Origin of the sequence: Nostoc sp. (genome assembly GCF_036917375.1) — a bacterium.
GTDB lineage: Bacteria > Cyanobacteriota > Cyanobacteriia > Cyanobacteriales > Nostocaceae > Nostoc.
On record NZ_JBALDN010000063.1, the window covers coordinates 66,124 to 85,188 of the forward strand.

At 42.5% G+C, this 19,065-nt stretch carries 17 protein-coding genes and 1 pseudogene; 6 read left to right on the forward strand and 12 right to left on the reverse strand.

All coding sequences use genetic code 11. From position 1 onward, the window contains the following. Positions 1 to 111 precede the first annotated feature (111 nt). From V7K45_RS17300 to V7K45_RS17315, 4 genes are all read left to right on the forward strand, one after another. Positions 112 to 1,881, forward strand: a complete 1,770-nt coding sequence (locus V7K45_RS17300; RefSeq protein ID WP_335005625.1) for a DUF3685 domain-containing protein — start codon at positions 112 to 114, stop codon at positions 1,879 to 1,881. A 56-nt stretch (positions 1,882 to 1,937) separates the two neighbouring features. Further along, positions 1,938 to 2,645, forward strand: coding sequence for a diacylglycerol/polyprenol kinase family protein (locus V7K45_RS17305; protein WP_335005458.1), 708 nt, complete (start codon positions 1,938 to 1,940; stop codon positions 2,643 to 2,645). A 685-nt stretch (positions 2,646 to 3,330) separates the two neighbouring features. Continuing rightward, positions 3,331 to 3,924, forward strand: coding sequence for a DUF4360 domain-containing protein (locus tag V7K45_RS17310; RefSeq protein WP_335005460.1), 594 nt, complete (start codon positions 3,331 to 3,333; stop codon positions 3,922 to 3,924). Between the two features lie 112 nt (positions 3,925 to 4,036). Continuing rightward, on the forward strand, positions 4,037 to 4,600 hold the full coding sequence (locus tag V7K45_RS17315) for a hypothetical protein (protein WP_335005462.1): 564 nt from the start codon (positions 4,037 to 4,039) through the stop codon (positions 4,598 to 4,600). A 137-nt stretch (positions 4,601 to 4,737) separates the two neighbouring features. Here V7K45_RS17315 and V7K45_RS17320 read toward each other — a convergent pair whose 3' ends face one another. From V7K45_RS17320 to pilM, 9 genes and pseudogenes are all read right to left on the reverse strand, one after another. After that, positions 4,738 to 6,189, reverse strand: a complete 1,452-nt coding sequence (locus tag V7K45_RS17320) for a dihydrolipoyl dehydrogenase family protein (RefSeq protein ID WP_335005464.1) — start codon at positions 6,187 to 6,189, stop codon at positions 4,738 to 4,740. A gap of 72 nt (positions 6,190 to 6,261) precedes the next feature. Beyond that, positions 6,262 to 7,392 carry a threonine-phosphate decarboxylase CobD gene (gene cobD, locus V7K45_RS17325; RefSeq protein ID WP_335005466.1) on the reverse strand — a complete coding sequence of 377 codons (1,131 nt, stop codon included), beginning with the start codon at positions 7,390 to 7,392 and terminating at the stop codon, positions 6,262 to 6,264. Positions 7,393 to 7,418: 26 nt separating this feature from the next. Continuing rightward, on the reverse strand, positions 7,419 to 7,703 hold the full coding sequence (locus V7K45_RS17330) for an HU family DNA-binding protein (protein ID WP_010998076.1): 285 nt from the start codon (positions 7,701 to 7,703) through the stop codon (positions 7,419 to 7,421). Positions 7,704 to 8,406: 703 nt separating this feature from the next. Continuing rightward, positions 8,407 to 8,562, reverse strand: a pseudogene (locus tag V7K45_RS17335) (Uma2 family endonuclease); the annotation flags it as partial. A 5-nt stretch (positions 8,563 to 8,567) separates the two neighbouring features. Further along, positions 8,568 to 9,143, reverse strand: a complete 576-nt coding sequence (locus tag V7K45_RS17340) for a Uma2 family endonuclease (protein WP_335005468.1) — start codon at positions 9,141 to 9,143, stop codon at positions 8,568 to 8,570. A 170-nt stretch (positions 9,144 to 9,313) separates the two neighbouring features. Continuing rightward, positions 9,314 to 11,491, reverse strand: coding sequence for an AMIN domain-containing protein (locus V7K45_RS17345; protein WP_335005471.1), 2,178 nt, complete (start codon positions 11,489 to 11,491; stop codon positions 9,314 to 9,316). Between the two features lie 280 nt (positions 11,492 to 11,771). After that, a complete protein-coding gene (locus V7K45_RS17350; RefSeq protein WP_335005473.1) occupies positions 11,772 to 12,536 on the reverse strand; it encodes a pilus assembly protein PilO in 765 nt (254 codons plus the stop codon). Next, positions 12,533 to 13,309 carry a PilN domain-containing protein gene (locus V7K45_RS17355; RefSeq protein WP_335005475.1) on the reverse strand — a complete coding sequence of 259 codons (777 nt, stop codon included), beginning with the start codon at positions 13,307 to 13,309 and terminating at the stop codon, positions 12,533 to 12,535. Before V7K45_RS17355 ends, V7K45_RS17350 begins: the two co-directional genes overlap by 4 nt. 4 nt (positions 13,310 to 13,313) lie before the next feature. After that, positions 13,314 to 14,420 carry a type IV pilus biogenesis protein PilM gene (pilM, locus tag V7K45_RS17360; RefSeq protein WP_335005477.1) on the reverse strand — a complete coding sequence of 369 codons (1,107 nt, stop codon included), beginning with the start codon at positions 14,418 to 14,420 and terminating at the stop codon, positions 13,314 to 13,316. Positions 14,421 to 14,572: 152 nt separating this feature from the next. Between pilM and V7K45_RS17365 the strand changes: the two genes are divergently transcribed. Beyond that, positions 14,573 to 15,871 carry an ABC transporter substrate-binding protein gene (locus V7K45_RS17365; protein ID WP_335005480.1) on the forward strand — a complete coding sequence of 433 codons (1,299 nt, stop codon included), beginning with the start codon at positions 14,573 to 14,575 and terminating at the stop codon, positions 15,869 to 15,871. 29 nt (positions 15,872 to 15,900) lie between these two features. Here V7K45_RS17365 and V7K45_RS17370 read toward each other — a convergent pair whose 3' ends face one another. From V7K45_RS17370 to V7K45_RS17380, 3 genes are all read right to left on the reverse strand, one after another. Further along, the gene (locus V7K45_RS17370; protein ID WP_335005482.1) at positions 15,901 to 17,265 is read right to left on the reverse strand and encodes a bifunctional folylpolyglutamate synthase/dihydrofolate synthase; all 1,365 of its coding nucleotides are present in this window, start codon (positions 17,263 to 17,265) and stop codon (positions 15,901 to 15,903) included. Between the two features lie 106 nt (positions 17,266 to 17,371). After that, positions 17,372 to 17,497, reverse strand: coding sequence for a photosystem II protein Y (locus V7K45_RS17375; protein ID WP_099101230.1), 126 nt, complete (start codon positions 17,495 to 17,497; stop codon positions 17,372 to 17,374). Positions 17,498 to 17,734: 237 nt separating this feature from the next. Continuing rightward, positions 17,735 to 18,262: a gamma carbonic anhydrase family protein gene (locus V7K45_RS17380; RefSeq protein WP_335005484.1), complete on the reverse strand. Its 528-nt coding sequence runs from the start codon at positions 18,260 to 18,262 to the stop codon at positions 17,735 to 17,737. A 242-nt stretch (positions 18,263 to 18,504) separates the two neighbouring features. Here V7K45_RS17380 and V7K45_RS17385 point away from each other — a divergent pair, with 242 nt between their 5' ends. Further along, positions 18,505 to 19,014 carry a TIGR02652 family protein gene (locus V7K45_RS17385; RefSeq protein WP_442939936.1) on the forward strand — a complete coding sequence of 170 codons (510 nt, stop codon included), beginning with the start codon at positions 18,505 to 18,507 and terminating at the stop codon, positions 19,012 to 19,014. Positions 19,015 to 19,065: the final 51 nt, after the last annotated feature.

The window sequence follows — 19,065 nt, forward strand, 5'->3', positions numbered from 1 at the left end:
TACGATCGATTTATCAGTTTGCGAAAACAGGTGACAATGGGGAAGACAAAGTTTTGTATCAAAGTTGTTTTCTGATTGGTAAAAAACAGTGCCGATTTAATTGAGTGGACTATGAGCGATCGCCCTTTAAAATTATTGTTAATCGACCAAGACCCGATTTTTCGTCTGGGATTACGGATAGCTCTGGAAGCGATTCCTAACTTAGAAGCGATCGCAGTTGTAGAAACTGATACCATTGCCTTGCAGATTCTAGCAGAAATTGCCGAAAAAGACCCTAACCAGGTAAATCTGGTAGTTTTAGAATTTGGCAATGGTCACTCTACCACCAGTCAACAGCTAGGTTTACAATTCTGTCGGCAACTCAGAGCCTTATATCCCAACCTACCAATCCTGCTCCTCAGTTCTATTCAAGAACAAGGACTGCTATTAGCAGCGAAATTTATTGGTATAAATGGCTACTGTCCTAAAGGTACACCGCTTCCTGAGTTAGTCGCCGCCATGCAAGAAGTTGCAGATGGTGGTTCTTACTGGTTCCAGGACACAGAAGCAGTAAGAACTCCTAACTCCTGTAGAGACGCGATTAATCACGTCTCTACTCCTAACTCCTCACTGCCTTTCTTTAAGCTGCGAAATAATTTACGTTTGTCAGGAATCGCTAACATTAATGCTACCCTAGCCGCAGTAACAGCACAATTACAAACTCCCGGACTACCAGTACTAGATCGAGCCATTCTAGCTGGACAGCGGCGAGAACTGCTAGCGGCTCGTTGGTTGCTAAATCGGTTGTTGGTTTCATCACAAGAAAGGCAAGAGGAACAGATTCCGCTTGCTGATGAGCCACCTTTGACTCCTTTATTAAGTGGTGCCATTCAGCAAAGGCAAACTGTATCACCTTTACTAAGTCCGGGAACCCTACAATCTGCCTTGTTTACATCTTGTGTTACTAAACTTCAATTTCCTTTACGAAATGTCACAGATATACCTTTAGAAATTGATATCTTTCGTGAAGATAAAAAACGGGAATTACTTTATCTAATCCTACAAAAATTAGCTGAACAGTTGGATGAAGTGCGTACTTCTCAAATAGAGATAAATCAATTATATGAACTAAAAAATACTTTACTATGTGATTTATGGCAAGCAGCAATTACAGATTTTTTTGGAAAATTTTCTCGGATAAAAATAGTCGATCGAAATATAGAAATTGTTAATTTATTGCTGCAAAATGCAGAGGTTGTACAGAGAGAGATTCTCAATAAAATTCCGCTAGTTTGTGAGTTTTATTCTTATCTTTTATTTCAAACAGAATTGAACATTGATAATACCTCCTATCCAGTAGTGAGCGCCGAAGCTAAGTCTCAAGCATTAATGATTTTAGAGAACCTATTGATTCAGGTAGCGAATGGAGTAGTGCAACCACTGTTAAATTATTTAGCAGATGTAGAAGAGATTAAGCAAAACTTTTATGGACGCCAATTGATTTCTACAAGAGAAATTGAACGATTTAGAAATGATTTGTCGTGGAAATATAGATTAAAAAATTATATAAGCGAGCCAAAAGCAGTTTTTGAAAGTCGCTATGAGCTATTTGTAATTGCGCCTCGTGGCATTGCTAATACTTCAGTTTATGCCCCTCGAAATCAGGAGTTAGTAAAACTTTCTAATATTCCCTTAGTAGTGACATTGCTCCTAGAATTTAGTGATGCGATCGCACCGCGTTTAAAATCACTATTAGCTGTTTTCGGTAGCGGTATAGTTTTTATCCTTACCCAAATAGTTGGTCGGGGTTTAGGTTTAATCGGTCGTGGTATTCTTCAAGGTATTGGTAGCGTTTCGTCAGTAGAAAAGAACTTTAGACGAAATAGCGATCGACCTAAGTGAACCAGCAACGCACAGAGGCAGCTTTCTGTAGTTCTTTTCCCAATGATAAATGACAAATGACAAATGATTTTATCGGGCTAGCAATTTCGTATGTTTACGCTATCAGTCTGCTTGTGATTGGCGAGGGATTGCGCAAGTTGTTTGGTGTAAAGCCAGATTTGACCCGCAAGGTAATCCATATTGGTGCGGGGATGTGGGCTTTCGGAGTCCTGCTACTATTTAAGAATTGGGAAATCGGAATTATACCTTTTGCTACCTTTATCGGACTGAACTACTTGTTTTACCGCTACCGAATCATCGGTGCAATGGATACCCAGGATAGCTCACCTGGTACGGTTTATTTTGCTATTTCCGTGACACTGCTGTTCGGGCTACTGTGGCGACCAGATGGGCCAGTAGATAGCGTTGCGATCGCCGTAGCTGGGATAATGGCGATGACCTGGGGTGACGCACTAGCAGCATTAATCGGTAAACGTTTTGGGCAGCATAAATACCAAGTGGGAAGTTCTGTACGTTCCTGGGAAGGTTCAGCAGCAATGTTTATAGCAAGTACAGTGGTGATTTTCTTAGTGCTGTTACTGTTACCTGGTTCGTCGCTGAGTCCCCTAGCAAGTCCTTTAAGTTTAGGATGGGTATTGTTGACGGCGGTGGTAACTGCTACTTTTGCAACCTTAGCAGAGGCAGTCTCCCCCCACGGCACAGATAACCTCAGCGTTCCTCTAACAGCGGCGGGAGTAGTTTGGATTTTCATGCAGGGTTTTTAGGGTACTCCCAATTACCTAGTTCCCAGTCTACGACTAGAATTTCAGTCACTCATAATATAGATTCTCAATAAAAACAGCTATTTCACTGCGATGTCTGCGGCGGGCTATGACGTTCGACGGCTTACTAATGCTGCGCTATCAGTATTGCACTATTAAATCGGTGATTTATACCCCTAATTTTTAGCACCTAACTTTGGAGTACTACTCCTTCATACTACAATACTACTATTTTGAAGTTGGCAGTGTTCGTAAACACAAGGTGTTTGTGATCGAGAACACATATTTATGGATAAAGGTAACTATATGATCTTCCCCACATGGACATACAGCAAGAATACATCTTGTAACCTGATTTCCATCTTAATTTCTATTAACTCCAGCGATACACAGTTATGCTTCATTTTCTGATTGAGCAGAAATTGTCAAAGCATACTTGAAAAAATTTCCCACAATTGAAAAAGGCAGAAGCCTGTAAGTATCAATCAAAACTTTAGTAGTAGGTGATTGTCCACTACTAGAACAAAATTGTGTCGAGATATGTAACACAAGACACAAAGCATCCTTGCTTCAATCTCATGCTTTTAAGAGTGGGATTAGAGCAAAAATGCCTTCATACCTCGTACCTTCTGGCTTTTGAATGCATTTTTCATCAAAAAACAACTCTAGCAACATAGGTACAATCAATATGAACTTTAAACAATTTGGTGTATTACTGTCTATATCTACAATTCTTGGACTCAACGCGATCGCGACCAAGGTTTTGGCTGACGAGCCTAGTATTACTTTTGGAGATGCAATCGGATCTGGTGGATGTAAGGTTGCCGATCAGCTTGTTGGAGAGGATGGTAGAACCTTATCGCTCATCTTGGATAACTTTAATGCATTCAATGGTCAGCGTCAAAAGTGTATTTTACGCGTTCAAACTTTTATTCCTAGTGGTTTTATCATCCAAGATGTACAAGTACTGTACCAAGGAACTACTGATATTGATAGAGGTAGTAAAGGTACCAGCTTAAACAGAAGTTATAGCTTTAGTGGTGGTGCTCTTGGTCAAGCCGTAGCTCGCCCTAAAACTACCAATTTTACATCTAGTAAGGCATTTGCGGAGCAAGATGAGATTACTGTTCTAGCTGCTACAGGTTTATGTAGTGGTGGTGGACAAGGATTATTAGGTATTAATCTGACTGCACAATCCTCGCGAGGAAGCTCTATTTTCGTTGATACAGCCGATCTCAATGCTGGGGATGTGAAACTTTTTTTTGACCTAAAGCGTTGCTAGTCGTTACTTTTAGCGATTCTGCGGATAGATAGTGATACACCGCACCAAATTCCAAATTTGGTAGTCTTCAATGAGTGGTGAGTCTAAATCCCCCACTCATTGAATCTACCGAATGTATTCTTCTTTAAGATTACAAATTTCTGTTGATGGAGAGGAAGTTATGTTGAGATTGAGTGATGCACGTAATTTTTTCATATTAATGTGCTTGTTTTTTTTCTGTTATGATGCCAATTCATCTAGTACTGCTGCTCCAGTAAACAACCAGCCACGATTTTCGGTTAATAGGGGATGTAATATAAGTTTCAATCCGCAAATAAATCAGTTTACGCTTCGTGCTCCTATAACTGTAAAGGCACAATCGTCAAGGGCTAGGTGTATCATTAGAATTGATACCTCTAATAGTCAAAAGCAATTTAGGCTTGTGCCTTTAGTTGTAAAAGGTGTAGTAAAGAAAGCACCAGCACAAGTAGCTATCACATCATTTTTACTTGGCGATAAACCAACACCATATCAAATAAGATATGAAAGTGCTATAAATTTTGATTTGACCAAACAAATACTTCCAACTAACTATACAACTAAAGGAAAAAGTGTTTTAGGCATTAATTTAGTATTAACAACAACCGGAGGAGAATTAGAGTTGACAGATTTAAAATTTGCACTTCAACAAAAATAATAAGCTCAATTTTGAGGAATGATCCTCAATTATGATGACGTTGTGTTTGCAATCAAGGTGCTGTCAATATTGGCAAATTCAGTAATCATATAAGCACTTTCTTTAAGCTATTATAGTGATAACTCCGTGCATAAATGCTAATTCCAATTGCGACGGAAATGGAAGAAACCTTCTAAAAACTCTTGCAAAGGAATGTTAGTATTTAACTTTTGCTTACTCCACTCTCTTGCAGTTCGTTCCAGAATTTCTGAGAAACTGGGATAGGCAGGAGATAAATTTGCTAGGTGTTTGACTTTAATTTTTTGTGATATTGCCAAGGCAATCAAATTAATTAATTCTCCAGCTTCTGCCCCAAATATCGAAGCTCCCAAAATTTCCCCATTGCGTAGCACAATTAATTTACACATACCAGTGGTTTCATCCCGAAGTTTGGCTGCTGCCACTGTTTTAAAATACTGTCGCAAAACTAAAACTTCATCTCGGCTAAATAGGCGTTTTGCCTGTGCCTCTGTCAAACCCACTTGCGCCAGCATCGGCACAGAACATATTGCCCAAGGAATAGAGGAATAATTTACTCGTAATCTAGGGAAAAATAGTGCATTGTTCAAAGCAATTTTTGCTTCATAATTAGCAACATTGGCAAAGTCGTAACCACCAATTACATCACCACAAGCATAAATGCGATGGTTAGTGGTTTGCAGTTTATCATTCACCACTAAGCTACGACGATGCCATTTCACACCTACTGCTGCCAAATTTAGGGATTCAAGATTCGGCTGTTGGCCAGTCGCCACTAAAATTTCATCAGTTTCAATGGCCTTATCTCCTGCTTGAATCCACTTTTTATTTTCAATTACCCTCACCTGAGTTACTGGTTTTTCGGTGAGTACGCGTACACCTTCGACTTCTAACTGCGCCTGAAGCAATGTGGCTATCTCAGGGTCTAGATATGGAAGAACATAAGGATGTTTGACTACCAGCGTCACATTGCAACCAAAGCTTGCTAAAGTTTGAGCAATTTCAATACTTTGGGGAATTCCACCGATAATTACCCAATTTTTGGGTAATATTGCTCCCTGAAAAGATTGCCAAATATTAGAAAGGGTTAGATAGCCAGTGGCTTGTAATCCTTCAATCTCTGGAATTTCTGGACGCGAACCACTGGCTAGCAAATAAGTACGGGCGCGTAGTAGGCGATTGTTAACGGCAAAAGCCAATTGGGGTGAAGATTGAAACTGACCACTGCCTACGATCGCATCGACTCCCTGCGCAGCTAGAATGGCTGGGGAATGCTGTTCTTGGAGATTTGAAGCGACGCATTGAGCATACAGCATGGCTTCTTGCCATGCCATAGATATATGGCATTCTTCTGAGGTATCAGTGTGTGTGGCATGAATACCAAAACCAGCCGCATCCTTCAACTTCTGCGCTAGTTTACCAATTTCGGTCAGAGCATGGTGATGAGTAAACCCGTAGTCTACTTTGGGTTGTACCAGGGCAACTGTAGCACGTAGTTGGGTTGCAGCAAGTGCAGCATAATATCCAGCAAAACTGCCACCAATAATTACAACATCGTAGTCATTTGTCATTTGTCATTTGTCATTTGTCATTGGGTATTGGGCATTGGGTATGGGGGAAAATGAAAAATTACCTCATCTCCCCTACTTCCCTACTCTCCACTCCCCACTCAGCAATGAGTTTAGCGCTGTTAGTAAGCGTTGGTTATCGGACTCTTCACGTACAGCAACCCGGAAAAAGCGATCGCCTAGTTCTTTAAAACTAAGGCAATCGCGGATTAAAATCTGGTGATACTTGAGTAATTGTTGCTGTAACTGGGAAGTAGATTCTTGGGACTCAACCAGTAAAAAGTTAGCAGCACTTGGTTGGGGTTGCAATCCTGGGATTTCAGCTAAACCCTGAAACAGTTGGTTTCGTGCAGGTGTTAGCCATGCCCAAGTTTGCTGCTGAAACCCCGTATCCTGGAGTGCTGCAATTGCCGCTGCTGCCGCTAGCGTGTTTACAGGCCAAGGATCGCGCCATAGCTGCCATTTAGCTAGACAGTCAGGATGTGCGATCGCATATCCCAATCGCAGTCCTGGAAGACTGTAAAATTTGGTCAGCGATCGCAACACTACTAAATTCGGATATTCCTGCACCACCGGAATCAGGCTTTGTTCCTCATTAGGCGGCACGAAATCCATAAATGCTTCATCCACCACAACCAAAGCAAATTGCTCTAAGTAGGGCAAAATAGAGTCCCGTGAAAATAGTTTTCCGGTTGGGTTGTGCGGATTATTCAGCAATAGTCCACAGTGAGCGCTGAGTGCTAAGTGCTGAGTGCTGAGTAAAACTGGTAACTCAGCACGGGTTAAACGCCCCGCTTCCGCTAACAGCACTCGTTGCTCATAACTAATTAGGGGACACTCCAGCACATTAGCGTTGTACGCTGCCAAAGTTCGGTAGTAATCACCAAAGGCTGGAGTGATTAAAATTGTCGCGGCTAATTGAGCTAATTCCCTACCGATTAAAGTGAGTAATTCTGCGGAGCCGTTACCCGGCAGAATCCACTCAGACGGCAATTGATGGAAGTGACTGAGAGCTAGTCTCAGTTCACTATAGTTTGGGTCTGGATAGTGCTTAAGATTACCAATTTGGGACTTAATAGCAGCGATCGCGCTATTTGGAGGCCCCAACGGGCTGATGCTAGCAGAAAAATCCAGAATAGCATCAGGGGGACAGCCAGCCAGCGCTGCTGCCCAGGCTAAATTTCCCCCGTGTGCAGGTTGCCGCATTAAAAAAGGGTTCCCGAAGACAGAACCTATGCTTTTGGGGGTGCTACCTTTTCTCTAAACAGTTTTCCTGCGGAGAAGGCAGGAACCCTCGTCGCTGGAATTTCCATTTTTTCATTTGTTTTCGGGTTGCGACCTTCACGGGCTTTACGTTCCCGTGATTCAAATGAGCCAAATCCCACCAATGTCACCTTATCACCAGAAGAAACCGCTTCAATAATCGTTTCCAGAGCGGCAGTTAAGACTGCATCCGCTTGTTTCTTGGTAACACTAGCCTTTTCAGCTACGGCATCAACTAATTCACCTTTGTTCATGTCAAACTCCTGAAGGTTTACTTGAGATTTCAGTACGGATGCGCATTAATACATCTGTACTGAAATCTTTGTTCGCGGAAATACAAAAATCATCCTTTGGGAGTATTTTTACTCAAAACGGCTGTACATCCCATCGGCTCGACTTTTCAATGAATCATTCTAAGGTGTAGTAGCCTGATGTGGATAGATGAAACCATTAATTTATATAGATTTCAGGATTTTTTGTAATTTTAGGGTACTTGTTTCACTAAAAACCACCCCAAAAGTAGGAAAAAATACTTAGTAAATCCCGCAATTGCAAAGAAAACAGGGGGAGAGATGGTCAATGTTTGTTGGCATTCATTACCGATGTTGAAGAGTTATTGCTGAGATTAACCAATTTTTATGGAAATTTAAGGCTCAGATTCCCGATTTCTCTAAAAAGTTGCAGATTTTGCTCACTTTTTATCTGATGTGGAAAATCCAATGCGAAATTTAACCCCATAGCAAGCTTGTTTAGTAGCGAAGAGGGAAAATTAAAGCTTCTTCCCTAGAAAGCTATCCATTAGTCACATGTTTCTTAACATTTGTGGGGCGATGCCTACGGCGGTAAACTACGCTATGACAACTTCTTCTGATGCATCCGTTACGCCTCTAACTGTCTCCAGATACTTTGGGATTATTTATTTTTTGCAAGTTCTTTATACAAAAATGCCAGAGTGAGTCAATCCCCAGCAGAAATTTTTTGTTGCACCCAAGCCCGAAAAGCACGAGTAGTAGCAATTTCCCCATTCTTCTTCGCTTCTTGGATAAATTGAGGAATCTCCTTCACTGACACAGGCGTAAAAGTAGGGCTAGTTTCGACTTCTGAGTATTGCCCAACTTTTACCAAATTCGTTCTATATGAAGTACAAAACCAGGTAAAACATTTTCCCCAGAAATAGTTTGAGGAAATTTTAAAACTTCCACATCTTGTCCTGGACGATAAATTTCTACTTCCTGTTTTTTTCGGTTGATCAACCAACCTAGACGACAACCATTTTCGATATATTCTTGCATCTTACTCTGAGTTTTTTTCAAGCTGTCATTAGGCGAAAGTATCTCGATAACAAAATCAGGACATAAAGGAATAAATTTTTCTTTTTGTTCTTTGGTCAAAGCATCCCAACGAGATTTTTCCACCCAAGAAACATCTGGAGAACGGTCAGCCCCTGAAGGTAAAGTAAATCCAGTTGATGAATCAAAAACTTCGCCCAATTGATTTTGGTCGTTCCAGAACCATATTTGAGCGTTAATAGTAGAATTACTTTTTCCTGTTTCTCCTCCCGTAGGTGGCATTATAATTAACTCTCCTTCGGCATTGCGTTCTAATTTTAAATCGGGGTTCTCTTCACACAATTGATAAAATTGCTCTCTTGTCAGTTTAATTACAGAATTGAGGTTTAATGTAAGTGCTGTCATAAGAGTATTAGTATTTACCCACTACTGCTACTTCTATTGTGATTGGGTATTTTTATTGTAGAATGACATTTAAACTTAAACCTACTCGTAAAAAAGAAGATCCCCAACTTCTTAAAGAAGTTGGGGATCTGAGCCTTTAGCAGAGGTGACTCACCTAATCATTATCTTTATTACCTACCAGGAACCTTCAACCCACGACGCTCAAGGATTTGCCGCACTTCAGGGCTAGGGGTGTAGTTATAGCCATAGGAGGAGTTCTCAGAGTCATCCATAATCTGAGGTGTAAGCAATACAATTACCTCTTGACGCTGGTTCTGTCGGTTTGTACTTCTAAATAGCGAACCAATCAGTGGAAGATCGCCTAAGATAGGAATTTTGGAGACAGCTGTCCGGTCTTGATCTTGAATTATACCACTTAGGACTAGTGTCTGACCATCTCGTAAGCGAATTAAGCCAGAAGTAAGAGAGCGCTCAGACACTAAAATAATTTGTCCATTTCCTGTATCTGCTGGGGTGGAAGGAGCGCTGACAGTAGGAGCAACCGATAGAGAAACGAACCCATTATCGTCAATCCGCTCAATTTTTACACTCAAGGTTAAGCCCACTTTTTGTTTCTCAATTGTTCTTTCTGTTCTAGAACCACCAGAAGTATCTGTTGTTTGGAGAGTTATATTTCCCACTACTTCTTGAGTCAGATTCACCAGAGCCTGTTGACCTTCTTGCACAATTAAAGTTGGGTCTGTCAAAATCTTGGCATTGCCATTTGTAACCTGAGCCTGCAAGCTAGTAAGAAGAGACTTGGTGAACCTGTATGCAGGAGTCAAAGCAGCTCTTGGATCTAGAATCGTTGGTGTACTAGTAACGCTACTTCTTACTTCACTACTAGTAGGTGTTCTAGCACCACCAAAATTTAGAGTTGCGACACCACCATCATTGCTAAAGTAGTTGTTACCAACCCCAAAAGAAAAGCTAGTGTTGTAGTCCTGAATGTTCGAGAGGTTGACATCAATAATCTTAACGTTGACTACCACTTGACGACGGCGGATATCAAGCTGAGTTAGTTGAGCCATCGCAATCTCAATCAGTCTAGGAGAGCCAATTAAGGTCACAGAATTGGTGCGCTCGTCTCCTAATGCCTGTAAACCTCTTAGTAATGGACTAGAGTCTTGAAAATCAACGCGTAGAGGTTGAATTTGGGTTTCCGTGGTTGTCTGAGTTTGGGTGATGGGAGCAGCCACATTACCCACGGCTACGGCACTAACACTGGTAACTTGTCGTTCGCGGCTGACGGCACTTTCTGCTCCTAAGCCAACCAAAAAATTCAGGGCGACTCCTACCGTGACCTGATTGAGTCGCATACTACGTACAACCATATCACGCGTCGCATTAGGTAATTTAGCCCCGACAAAAACTGTACGACCACTGCGATTAGCTTCTAAACCACTCAGACGCAAAACGTAATTAAACACATCTTGCACTGGCTCATTTTCTATATCTAAAGAAATAGTTTGAGAAACTGCTGGTGTATTGGCACCGGCACCTGGCTTACCTCCACCACCTTGCTCACCTCCTACGTAAGCCAAGTTCAAACCAGCAGCACGAGCAAGTAATGACAAAACCTCACGCACCGGTGCATCTCGCAGTACTAAACGAGGTACACGTTCCTGAGTTCCCAAGTCAACAGTGCTAGGAGAAGCATCGGTAGCCGAAATAGCAATATCTCCCACTGGTGGAGCGACGGCTCGAGGTAAGAATGGTGGAGCCTGACTCAGAGGTTGACCTGGCCCAGCAGCTTGTGCAGGTTGTCCGTCAATAGTTACTTGCGGGTTAGGAACGAGAACATCTGGCTTTTGACCAGGTTGGGCTGGAGTCGTAACAGGTGGTGCTGTGGATGTTGGGGCTGTTGGGGCTGTTGGTGTTGGCGCTGATGCTGTAGTGCCTGTTGAAGGGCTAAAGCTGAGTGTAATTCCATTTTGCGATCGCATTACAGGTTGGCTGCCAGGTGCATCGTTGTTGCCAGTTACCGTCACCCGAACACTATTAGCATCAAGCTGACTAACCTCAACAGAGGCAATTCCTGGTGCTGGGTTATCTTGACGAAAGCTATTACCTTGTGGTAATCGTAATTGAGTGTTGATAACATCAGCGACTAAAGCCTTGCCTCTTTTTGTAGTGAAAACTTGGGCGCGCGACCCAGAAGAAGTTTTCAAAGCAACGCTAATTCCACCATTAACGGGATTTAACTTGACATCAGTAACTTGAGTAATTTGTGCCCAAACTGGTTGAGCTGCCAAAAATACAAAAGCAGCAGTACCTAAAATAAAACTATTACCGTGAAGCTGTTTCACAGTTCATTCCTCACCTTATAAAACCTTGTTTACAAACAATTTTGAGTAGGCGGTTAAAAACCACACGCCAATTGCTTATGGGGTTTTCCCATTGGCGCTAGCCTCTCCTTTTTGGAGAAGACCGCGTTGGCTCAATTACACGAGACTTTGTCCACCTACCCTACGGAAAGACCAAGGGCGAACGAAAGTTTCAAAACCCTCAATTATTTCCTGAGTCTGTGGGAAGGCTTTGTCTACGATTGTGTAGCCGCGAATTCTATTCGTCCTAGCTCTAATTTGACTATTTTTTCGGGGCAGCTTTCGCTGCTGCCGCTATTTCCTCTGGACTAAGTGGCATCAATACCTGTAACTGGAATGATGTATTAATCGCTGCTGGGCCTACCTGCATCGGCGTTTTATCTAATGGCGATCTTGTCTCTGTTGGAGCTAAAGTTGCTTGATAATCTTTAACTATTAACAAAGGCTGTAACCGCTCAATGTTACGAATTATCGATTGTGTTTGTTCATAAGTTGCTGTAATCTCAGCGCTGATAGTACTGCGTTGCAGCTTGCCGTCAACCCCTACTCCTAGACTTCCATCGACAATCGGTTCTGGTTTTTGGGAAATCGGCGCATATCTCTTCAGTTTGGCTCTTACTGCATTAATAGAAGTTGCACTATTGCCAGACTCAATTAAGCGGTTCAAATCCAACAGTAATGTATCTAAGGTTTTTTCGTTAGCAAATAAACTTAAAACCTGAACTTTTTGCTGCTTTGCCTGTGCTAGTTCGTCTTTAACTTTGTCAATCTGTTTGATATTGGCTTTTTTTTGCTCAATTTGCGCTTGCAGTTCAGAGCTTTTGGCTTGCTGTTGCTGATAGCTTTCCCAAGCTGGCATCAGCAGGTTTAACAATATATAACCTGCTCCCGCTAAACCAACTACCCCCACTAAGATCCCAATAATTTTTGGTGTGAAGGCAATACCAAATAGCACAGGGGAGGCTGGCGTTGCCTGATCGAATTCCCCACCTTGTTCGGCAAAATTTAAATCATCACTCAGCGTCATTTTGAAATGACTCCTGTTTGTTGCATATTACGAATTCGAGTTACTAACCCCACTGTGCCTTTTTTTTCCAACTCTCGAATTAATTCTGACGCTGGAACGTCGTTCATGCTCGATTGAATAGTGTATTTAACTACTTGAGGTGGCTTAATTACTACATTATTAGAAGATTGACTCGCACTTGATGTTAAGGGAGCATCTACTAACGCTGCTGTCAGAATTCTGGTTTCTGTGGGCTTCAAAAACTGAGACTGTTGTAAACTCAATAAGAAATCATTGACATCATTAAAGGAACGAGCCAATCCGTTAATTTCTAATCCCCCTGCGGGATTATTTGGTGGCTGACCTGCCGCTGCTGGAATGGGTGGAATTTGCTTGATATTCTCGATTTGCACTGCCGTTGGGATGCGATCGCGCAAATCTTGCAGCATTGCTGACCAAGGACGAATCTGGTCAAATACAGTGACTAAAGCTTGGGTTTCCCCTTTAATTGCACTTGTCTCGGCTTTGATTTTGTTCAGATTTCCTATTTCTGTATCTAATCTCTTGCTTTCTTGATCTAGTTGTGCAATTTGACCATCTAATTCAACAATCTTCCCTTGTAACAACCACCAACCAACTCCCAATAAAGCTGGAAGACCTACACCTACTGCAACTCCCACATACAGTAGTGTCAAATCTCCCGTAGGAAATTTGAAGGCTATTCCTCCTTGTTTCTCTGGCTTTTTCTGGTATGCTGGGCGGTCTTTAAGAAAGTTAACATCTAGGCTGTACATTTTATTACACCTCCCGCATTCCTAGACCGAGTACGATCGCTAAACCAGAGCGTTGTACCTGTGGATATTTATCAGTGTCCACTTCCAAAGACAAAGACCCGATTGGATCTATTTGGGTAGTTGGCAAACTCAATCGTTGGGTAAAAAATTCATCTAACTGTTGAAGTCCACCTCCTGGCCCAGCTAATAAAATCTGCGCTACCTCCAAATTTTCACTTTGATTTAGGTAAAAATCGATGGAACGGCGCAGTTCATCCGTTAGTTCTCCCAAGACTCTCAATATGGCAGCCATGCCAGGATCGAGTTCGGTAACGCCAGTTTTACCGCCGTCTATGGGAGTTGCAGGAATAACCATTCCGTGCAACATCTCCATATCTCGTGATGTAGGTAAGCTCATTGCCCTAGCTAAGGCAGTTTGCATTTGATAAGTCCCGATTGGGACTGTGCGCGAAAATTGCGGTACTCCGTTAACGATGATGGCGATTTCTGTACTGTCAAACTCGATATCAACTAGTACTGCTGCTTCTTGCGGACCAAATTGTCGCAGTTGTTCGCGAATAGTCCGAATCAGAGCAAAACTGTTAATTTCTAAAACATCAATTTGTAATCCCGCCTGCTCGAAGGTACTTATATAGGTATCCGTTATCTCCTTGCGGGTGGCCACTAAGAGTACGTGTACTTTTTCAATGCCATCTTCATCTACAAAATACCCAAGTTTCTGATAATCTACATCAGCCTCTTCACGAGGATAGGGTAAATACAAACCTGCTTCATGGTTCAGCACCATTTCTCGCAGTTCTTTGTCGTCTAACTCTGCTGGCACTGGTATAATCCGAACGATAGAATCTCGTCCTGGTACACCAGTAGCAACGTGAGAAGTTTTGATTTTGCTCTCAGCTAGCGCTTGCTGGATTAATTGCGCCATTGCTGGAGGGTCGTTGATTTGACCATCGGTAACTATCCCTTCTGGAACTGCTACCGATGTATAGATTTCTAGTTTCAAGCCTTGACCCTGCTTGCGTAGCTGAACAACATTCACCCGTTCGGGAGCAAGTTCAATGCCTACCCCTTTTTTCGATTTGCCAAACAGACTATTGAAGCTTTTTACCACAGTTGTGCCCGCTGGACTACTAAATTGAAAATTTAAATTAGTTGCAGTAAAGGCGTTATATATTACGTCTTTACGGGTAATTTATTTAGCCTATAATCTCAACAATTCTGTCTAAGCTTTTCACACCGATCAAGCGTAAAAATACTGGGAAAATGATTCAATTGCGAAAATTTAAACAACTTGTTGCTTTTGTACTGCTTGGCTTATTAACCAGTTGGATTGTAAGTTGCAGTACAGGTAATGTTAATACAAGTACAAAACAAGCTACTTCAGGAGTGGGAACTGTTGAGTTTTGGACAATGCAACTCCAACCTCAATTTACCGACTACTTCAAAAGCCTAATTGCGAATTTTGAATCGCAAAATCCAGGTATAAAGATTAACTGGGTTGATGTACCTTGGGCGGCAATGGAGAACAAAATATTAACAGCTGTCTCCGCAAAAACGCCACCTGATGTAGTTAACTTAAATCCGGGTTTTGCCTCTCAGCTTGCCGGACGAAATGCCTGGTTAGATTTAGATGCGAAAGTCCCGAATGATGTACGTTCCTCCTATCTGCCGAATATCTGGAAAGCAAGCACGCTTAATGGTAAGAGTTTTGGGATTCCCTGGTATCTCACTACACGGTTAACCATTTATAACACTGATTTATTAAAACAGGCAGGTATCAATAAAGTCCCTGCGACCTACGCAGAATTGGCACAAGCCGCGCAACAAATTAAAGACAAGACAGGTAAATATGCCTTTTTTGTGACTTTCGTACCGCAAGATTCTGGTGAAGTGCTGGAATCTTTCGTGCAAATGGGAGTCACCTTAATAGATGCTGAGGGTAAAGCGGCGTTTAATTCAGCACCAGGGAAAGCCGCATTTCAGTATTGGGTAGACCTGTATAAAAAAGGTTTGCTTCCGAAAGAGGCTTTAACCCAAGGACATCGCCACGCGATCGATTTATACCAATCTGGAGAGACTGCGTTTCTAGCTTCTGGGCCAGAGTTCCTGAAAACGATCGCTAATAATGCCCCAAAAATTGCTCAAGCTTCAGAAATAGCACCTCAACTCACTGGTGACACAGGTAAGAAAAATGTCGCGGTAATGAACATAGTTATTCCCCGCGATAGCAAACAACCAGATGGCGCTGTGAAGTTTGCTTTATTTGTCACCAATGACGAAAATCAGTTAGCCTTTGCTAAAGCTGCAAATGTTTTACCTTCTACAATCAAAGCATTATCTGATACTTACTTTAAAGATGTTCCAGCTAATGCTTCAACAATAGAAAAAGCGCGAGTAATGAGTGCTCAAGAACTGCCAAAGGCAGAAATATTGACCCCTACTTTGAAGGATTTTAATAAACTGCAAAAGGCAGTTTATGAAAACTTGCAAGCAGCAATGTTAGGCCAGAAAACTGTAGATAAAGCTGTAGAAGATGCGGCGCAAGAGTGGAACAACAGATAAATTCGTAATTCGTAATTCGTAATTCGTAATTATGATTTACGAATTATATTGGTGGTTGATAAAAAATCGCCTACTAAATAAAGGGAACCACACAAAACGATTAAATCGTCTGTGGTAGCGGTTGAGGTTGCGGCTTCTAGTGCTGTGAATAAATCTGGATGGATTTGGCGATCGCTTAATTCGGGACAGAGGCTGTAAGCTAGGTTTGATAAGTAGTCTAGATCCGCAGAAGTTCTACCGGGCCAGGGTTCTACTGATATTGGCACTAAATAAAGGCGATCGCCTGGTCGCAGTAAAGCGGTAAAAATATCAGTATGATCCTTATCGGCAAACATCCCCATAACCCAATTGACAGGCTTGTGGTTAACTGCGTCTAAGCTATCAACATACTGACGGAGAACTTGGGCGGCGGCGGTATTATGAGCGCCATCAAGTAATAATTTATGGTTTTTCCAAGTAGTCCATTGCATCCGCCCCAGCCATTTAGTTTTGGCCATGCCATTAATTATCGCTTCTTCTGAAACCTGCCAACCCTGTTGTTGAAGAATTTCTAAAGCAGCTATTGCCAAAGCTGAATTAGTTAACTGAATCTGTCCCGCTAACGGCAACGAATATTTAATGGAGTGATGGGCTGATTCTATAATTTCCCCCTCTGCCCCTCGGTCACTGAGCGTAGTCGAAGTGCTACTCTGCCCCTCTGCTTCACATATATACTCTGCCCATCCTGTAGCGATTTCACGGGCGGGTTGAGGGGTAAAAATCGGGCATTGTAATTCTAAGGCACGCGATCGCACCACTTGGTCTGCCTCTGGTGGTAATGGCCCAACCACAACAGGACATCCAGGTTTAAGAATACCTGCCTTTTCTCTAGCAATGTCAGCGACGGTAGGGCCAAGTTGTTGCCAGTGTTCCCGGCTAATGGAAGTGATGAGCGTAACCAAAGGTGCCAAGCAAACATTGGTAGCATCTAACCGCCCTCCTAGTCCGACTTCTACCACAGCCACATCAACTTGCTGCTGGGCAAAATATAACCAAGCAGCCGCCGTAATTACTTCAAACTGAGTTGCCGATTCGTCATCAGGGCGAATAACCGCTTGGACTTTTTCTAATAATTGACTCAATTCCTCAGAGGAAATTGGCTGTTCATTCAGACAAATACGTTCCGTCCAATCAACTAAATGGGGTGAAGTGTAGCGTCCTGTACGATAACCAGCTTCAGTGAGTACCGAGGAAAGATAGGCACAGACTGAACCTTTGCCATTAGTGCCAGCAACATGAATTACCGGGACTTGGTGATGGGGATTGCCAAGATTTGCCAATAGATTGACAATGCGATCGAGTCCTAAATGGACACCAAAGCGTTGCAGGGGTTGTATTACAGAATCGATATCCAAGGAATGGGAGTAGGGAGTGGGGAGTGGAGACAAGAGGACAAGGGGATAAGGGGACAAGGTGAATAACAATGCCCAATGCCCCGTGCCCCATACCCGATTAATGAATTTAAGCTTCTCTATCCAAAAAGCCTTGAATTTGTCTTAAAGCCGCAGCGCCAATATTAAACACTGCCCAACTAGCGGCAATAACAACTGGTGCTAAAACGATCGCTATACGAAAATCGATATCCATATCTAGAACCCCTCTCTTAAGTAGAAATTAAAGTTTTGTCAACAGCTCTCATTTTTATTTTTAGCTGAAGTGGGCAATTTTTCCAAATACAAATGTAAAGAATATTTAAATTATGGGGCATTGGGTATTGGGAATGGGGAAAGGGAAAGGGGTAAGGGGAAAAGGGGAAAGATTAAATTTATTCCTTTTCCCTTTAACCTTTAACCTTTTCCCCTGCTTCCCCTGCCCCCCCACTCTCTAAGCCTTACTAAAACCAATATCAGTACCCCTGCCAGCATGAACTAAAGCTAACTTTTGGTAACGTTCAGCGTGTTCAATCAGTTCTGCGGCTTCAACGTCTGTTACTTGCCGTAATACTTTACCTGGAATACCGACAACTAGAGACAAAGGCGGTACATTTTTAGTTACCACTGCGCCAGCACCAATAATGCTACCAGCGCCCACTCGTACCCCATCTAAAATCACTGCGCCAATGCCAATCAAACTTCCACGCTCAATGTAAGCAGAATGTATTACAGCGCGATGCCCTACGGTAACATGATCTTCTAAGATTGTTGGAAAACCAGCATCACCATGTAGAATTGCACCATCTTGAATATTGGTGCATTCGCCAATTTCAATTTGTTCTACATCTCCCCTAACCACTGCTCCATACCAAATGCTCACTCCTGTTGCTATATTTACCGAACCCATAACAACAGCATTGCCAGCAATAAAGGCAGCTTGAGAAAAATCAGGAGATGTCCAGTAAGAAGCGGTAGACACGATAGAATATGAATATGGTACCCAGGAACACTGGAGAAACTCCAACCTTTGAGGCTGGTTGCACAACCAGGATATCACAGCGTCAAGCCTCTACGCTGAGGAAAACACTAGTGAACAATGTTCCTGCCGCAACACCGTGTCTATGCAGCAGCGAGCAAGTAACCCAAAGTGGTTGAGCCGAAGTGTATAATCCAACCCACTAGTGCTGGTGAAGACAAAACTATGTTTGTACGCACTTCATGATGAATCCAGGTTTGCAGTACCCGATGTTTGGGCCGGAAATACAGTGTCCCCATTGTCGCCAGACTATTCCGGCGTTGACACTCACAGATACCTATTTGTGTCCGCGTCATGGCGCATTTGAAGCTAATCCTAAAAATGGAGAGTTAATCCATTTGCAATCGGGGCGTCATTGGCGGAGGTGGAATAATGAATGGTATAGACAACATACTCATCCTGATGGTATTCGCTTTGAAATTCACGAAGCATTAGACAAGCTCTATACCCAAGGTTTTCGAGCAACACGAGTAATTATTGCTCGACGCTATCAGGAATTGATGAGTGGCTACTTAGAGCGCAGCACGCCTTGGCGTTCTGGACAACCAGAAGCTACTGCGGCGCGTTTGTACGGTTTACCCGTGGAGTTTAGCCCCGATACTTCAGATGATGCCTGTTGGGAAGTGATTAATTTTGACTTGGAAAAAGAGCCTGGTGTCCCTGTACGCTACCCTTATTTCAGGTTGTTTGAGTAAAGTTAAGAGTTAGGAGTTAGGAGTGAGGAGTTAGGAGTTAAATTCAATTTA

Coding starts and splice junctions, on each gene's coding strand:
- V7K45_RS17305 (WP_335005458.1), top strand. CDS start 1,938: ATGACAAATGATTTTATCGGGCTAGCAATTTCGTATGTTTACGCTATC.
- V7K45_RS17315 (WP_335005462.1), top strand. CDS start 4,037: ATGTATTCTTCTTTAAGATTACAAATTTCTGTTGATGGAGAGGAAGTT.
- V7K45_RS17320 (WP_335005464.1), bottom strand. CDS start 6,189: ATGACAAATGACTACGATGTTGTAATTATTGGTGGCAGTTTTGCTGGA.
- V7K45_RS17375 (WP_099101230.1), bottom strand. CDS start 17,497: ATGGATATCGATTTTCGTATAGCGATCGTTTTAGCACCAGTTGTTATT.
- V7K45_RS17300 (WP_335005625.1), top strand. CDS start 112: ATGAGCGATCGCCCTTTAAAATTATTGTTAATCGACCAAGACCCGATT.
- V7K45_RS17310 (WP_335005460.1), top strand. CDS start 3,331: ATGAACTTTAAACAATTTGGTGTATTACTGTCTATATCTACAATTCTT.
- V7K45_RS17385 (WP_442939936.1), top strand. CDS start 18,505: ATGAATCCAGGTTTGCAGTACCCGATGTTTGGGCCGGAAATACAGTGT.
- V7K45_RS17365 (WP_335005480.1), top strand. CDS start 14,573: ATGATTCAATTGCGAAAATTTAAACAACTTGTTGCTTTTGTACTGCTT.
- V7K45_RS17350 (WP_335005473.1), bottom strand. CDS start 12,536: ATGACGCTGAGTGATGATTTAAATTTTGCCGAACAAGGTGGGGAATTC.
- V7K45_RS17330 (WP_010998076.1), bottom strand. CDS start 7,703: ATGAACAAAGGTGAATTAGTTGATGCCGTAGCTGAAAAGGCTAGTGTT.
- V7K45_RS17355 (WP_335005475.1), bottom strand. CDS start 13,309: ATGTACAGCCTAGATGTTAACTTTCTTAAAGACCGCCCAGCATACCAG.
- cobD (WP_335005466.1), bottom strand. CDS start 7,392: ATGCGGCAACCTGCACACGGGGGAAATTTAGCCTGGGCAGCAGCGCTG.
- V7K45_RS17340 (WP_335005468.1), bottom strand. CDS start 9,143: ATGACAGCACTTACATTAAACCTCAATTCTGTAATTAAACTGACAAGA.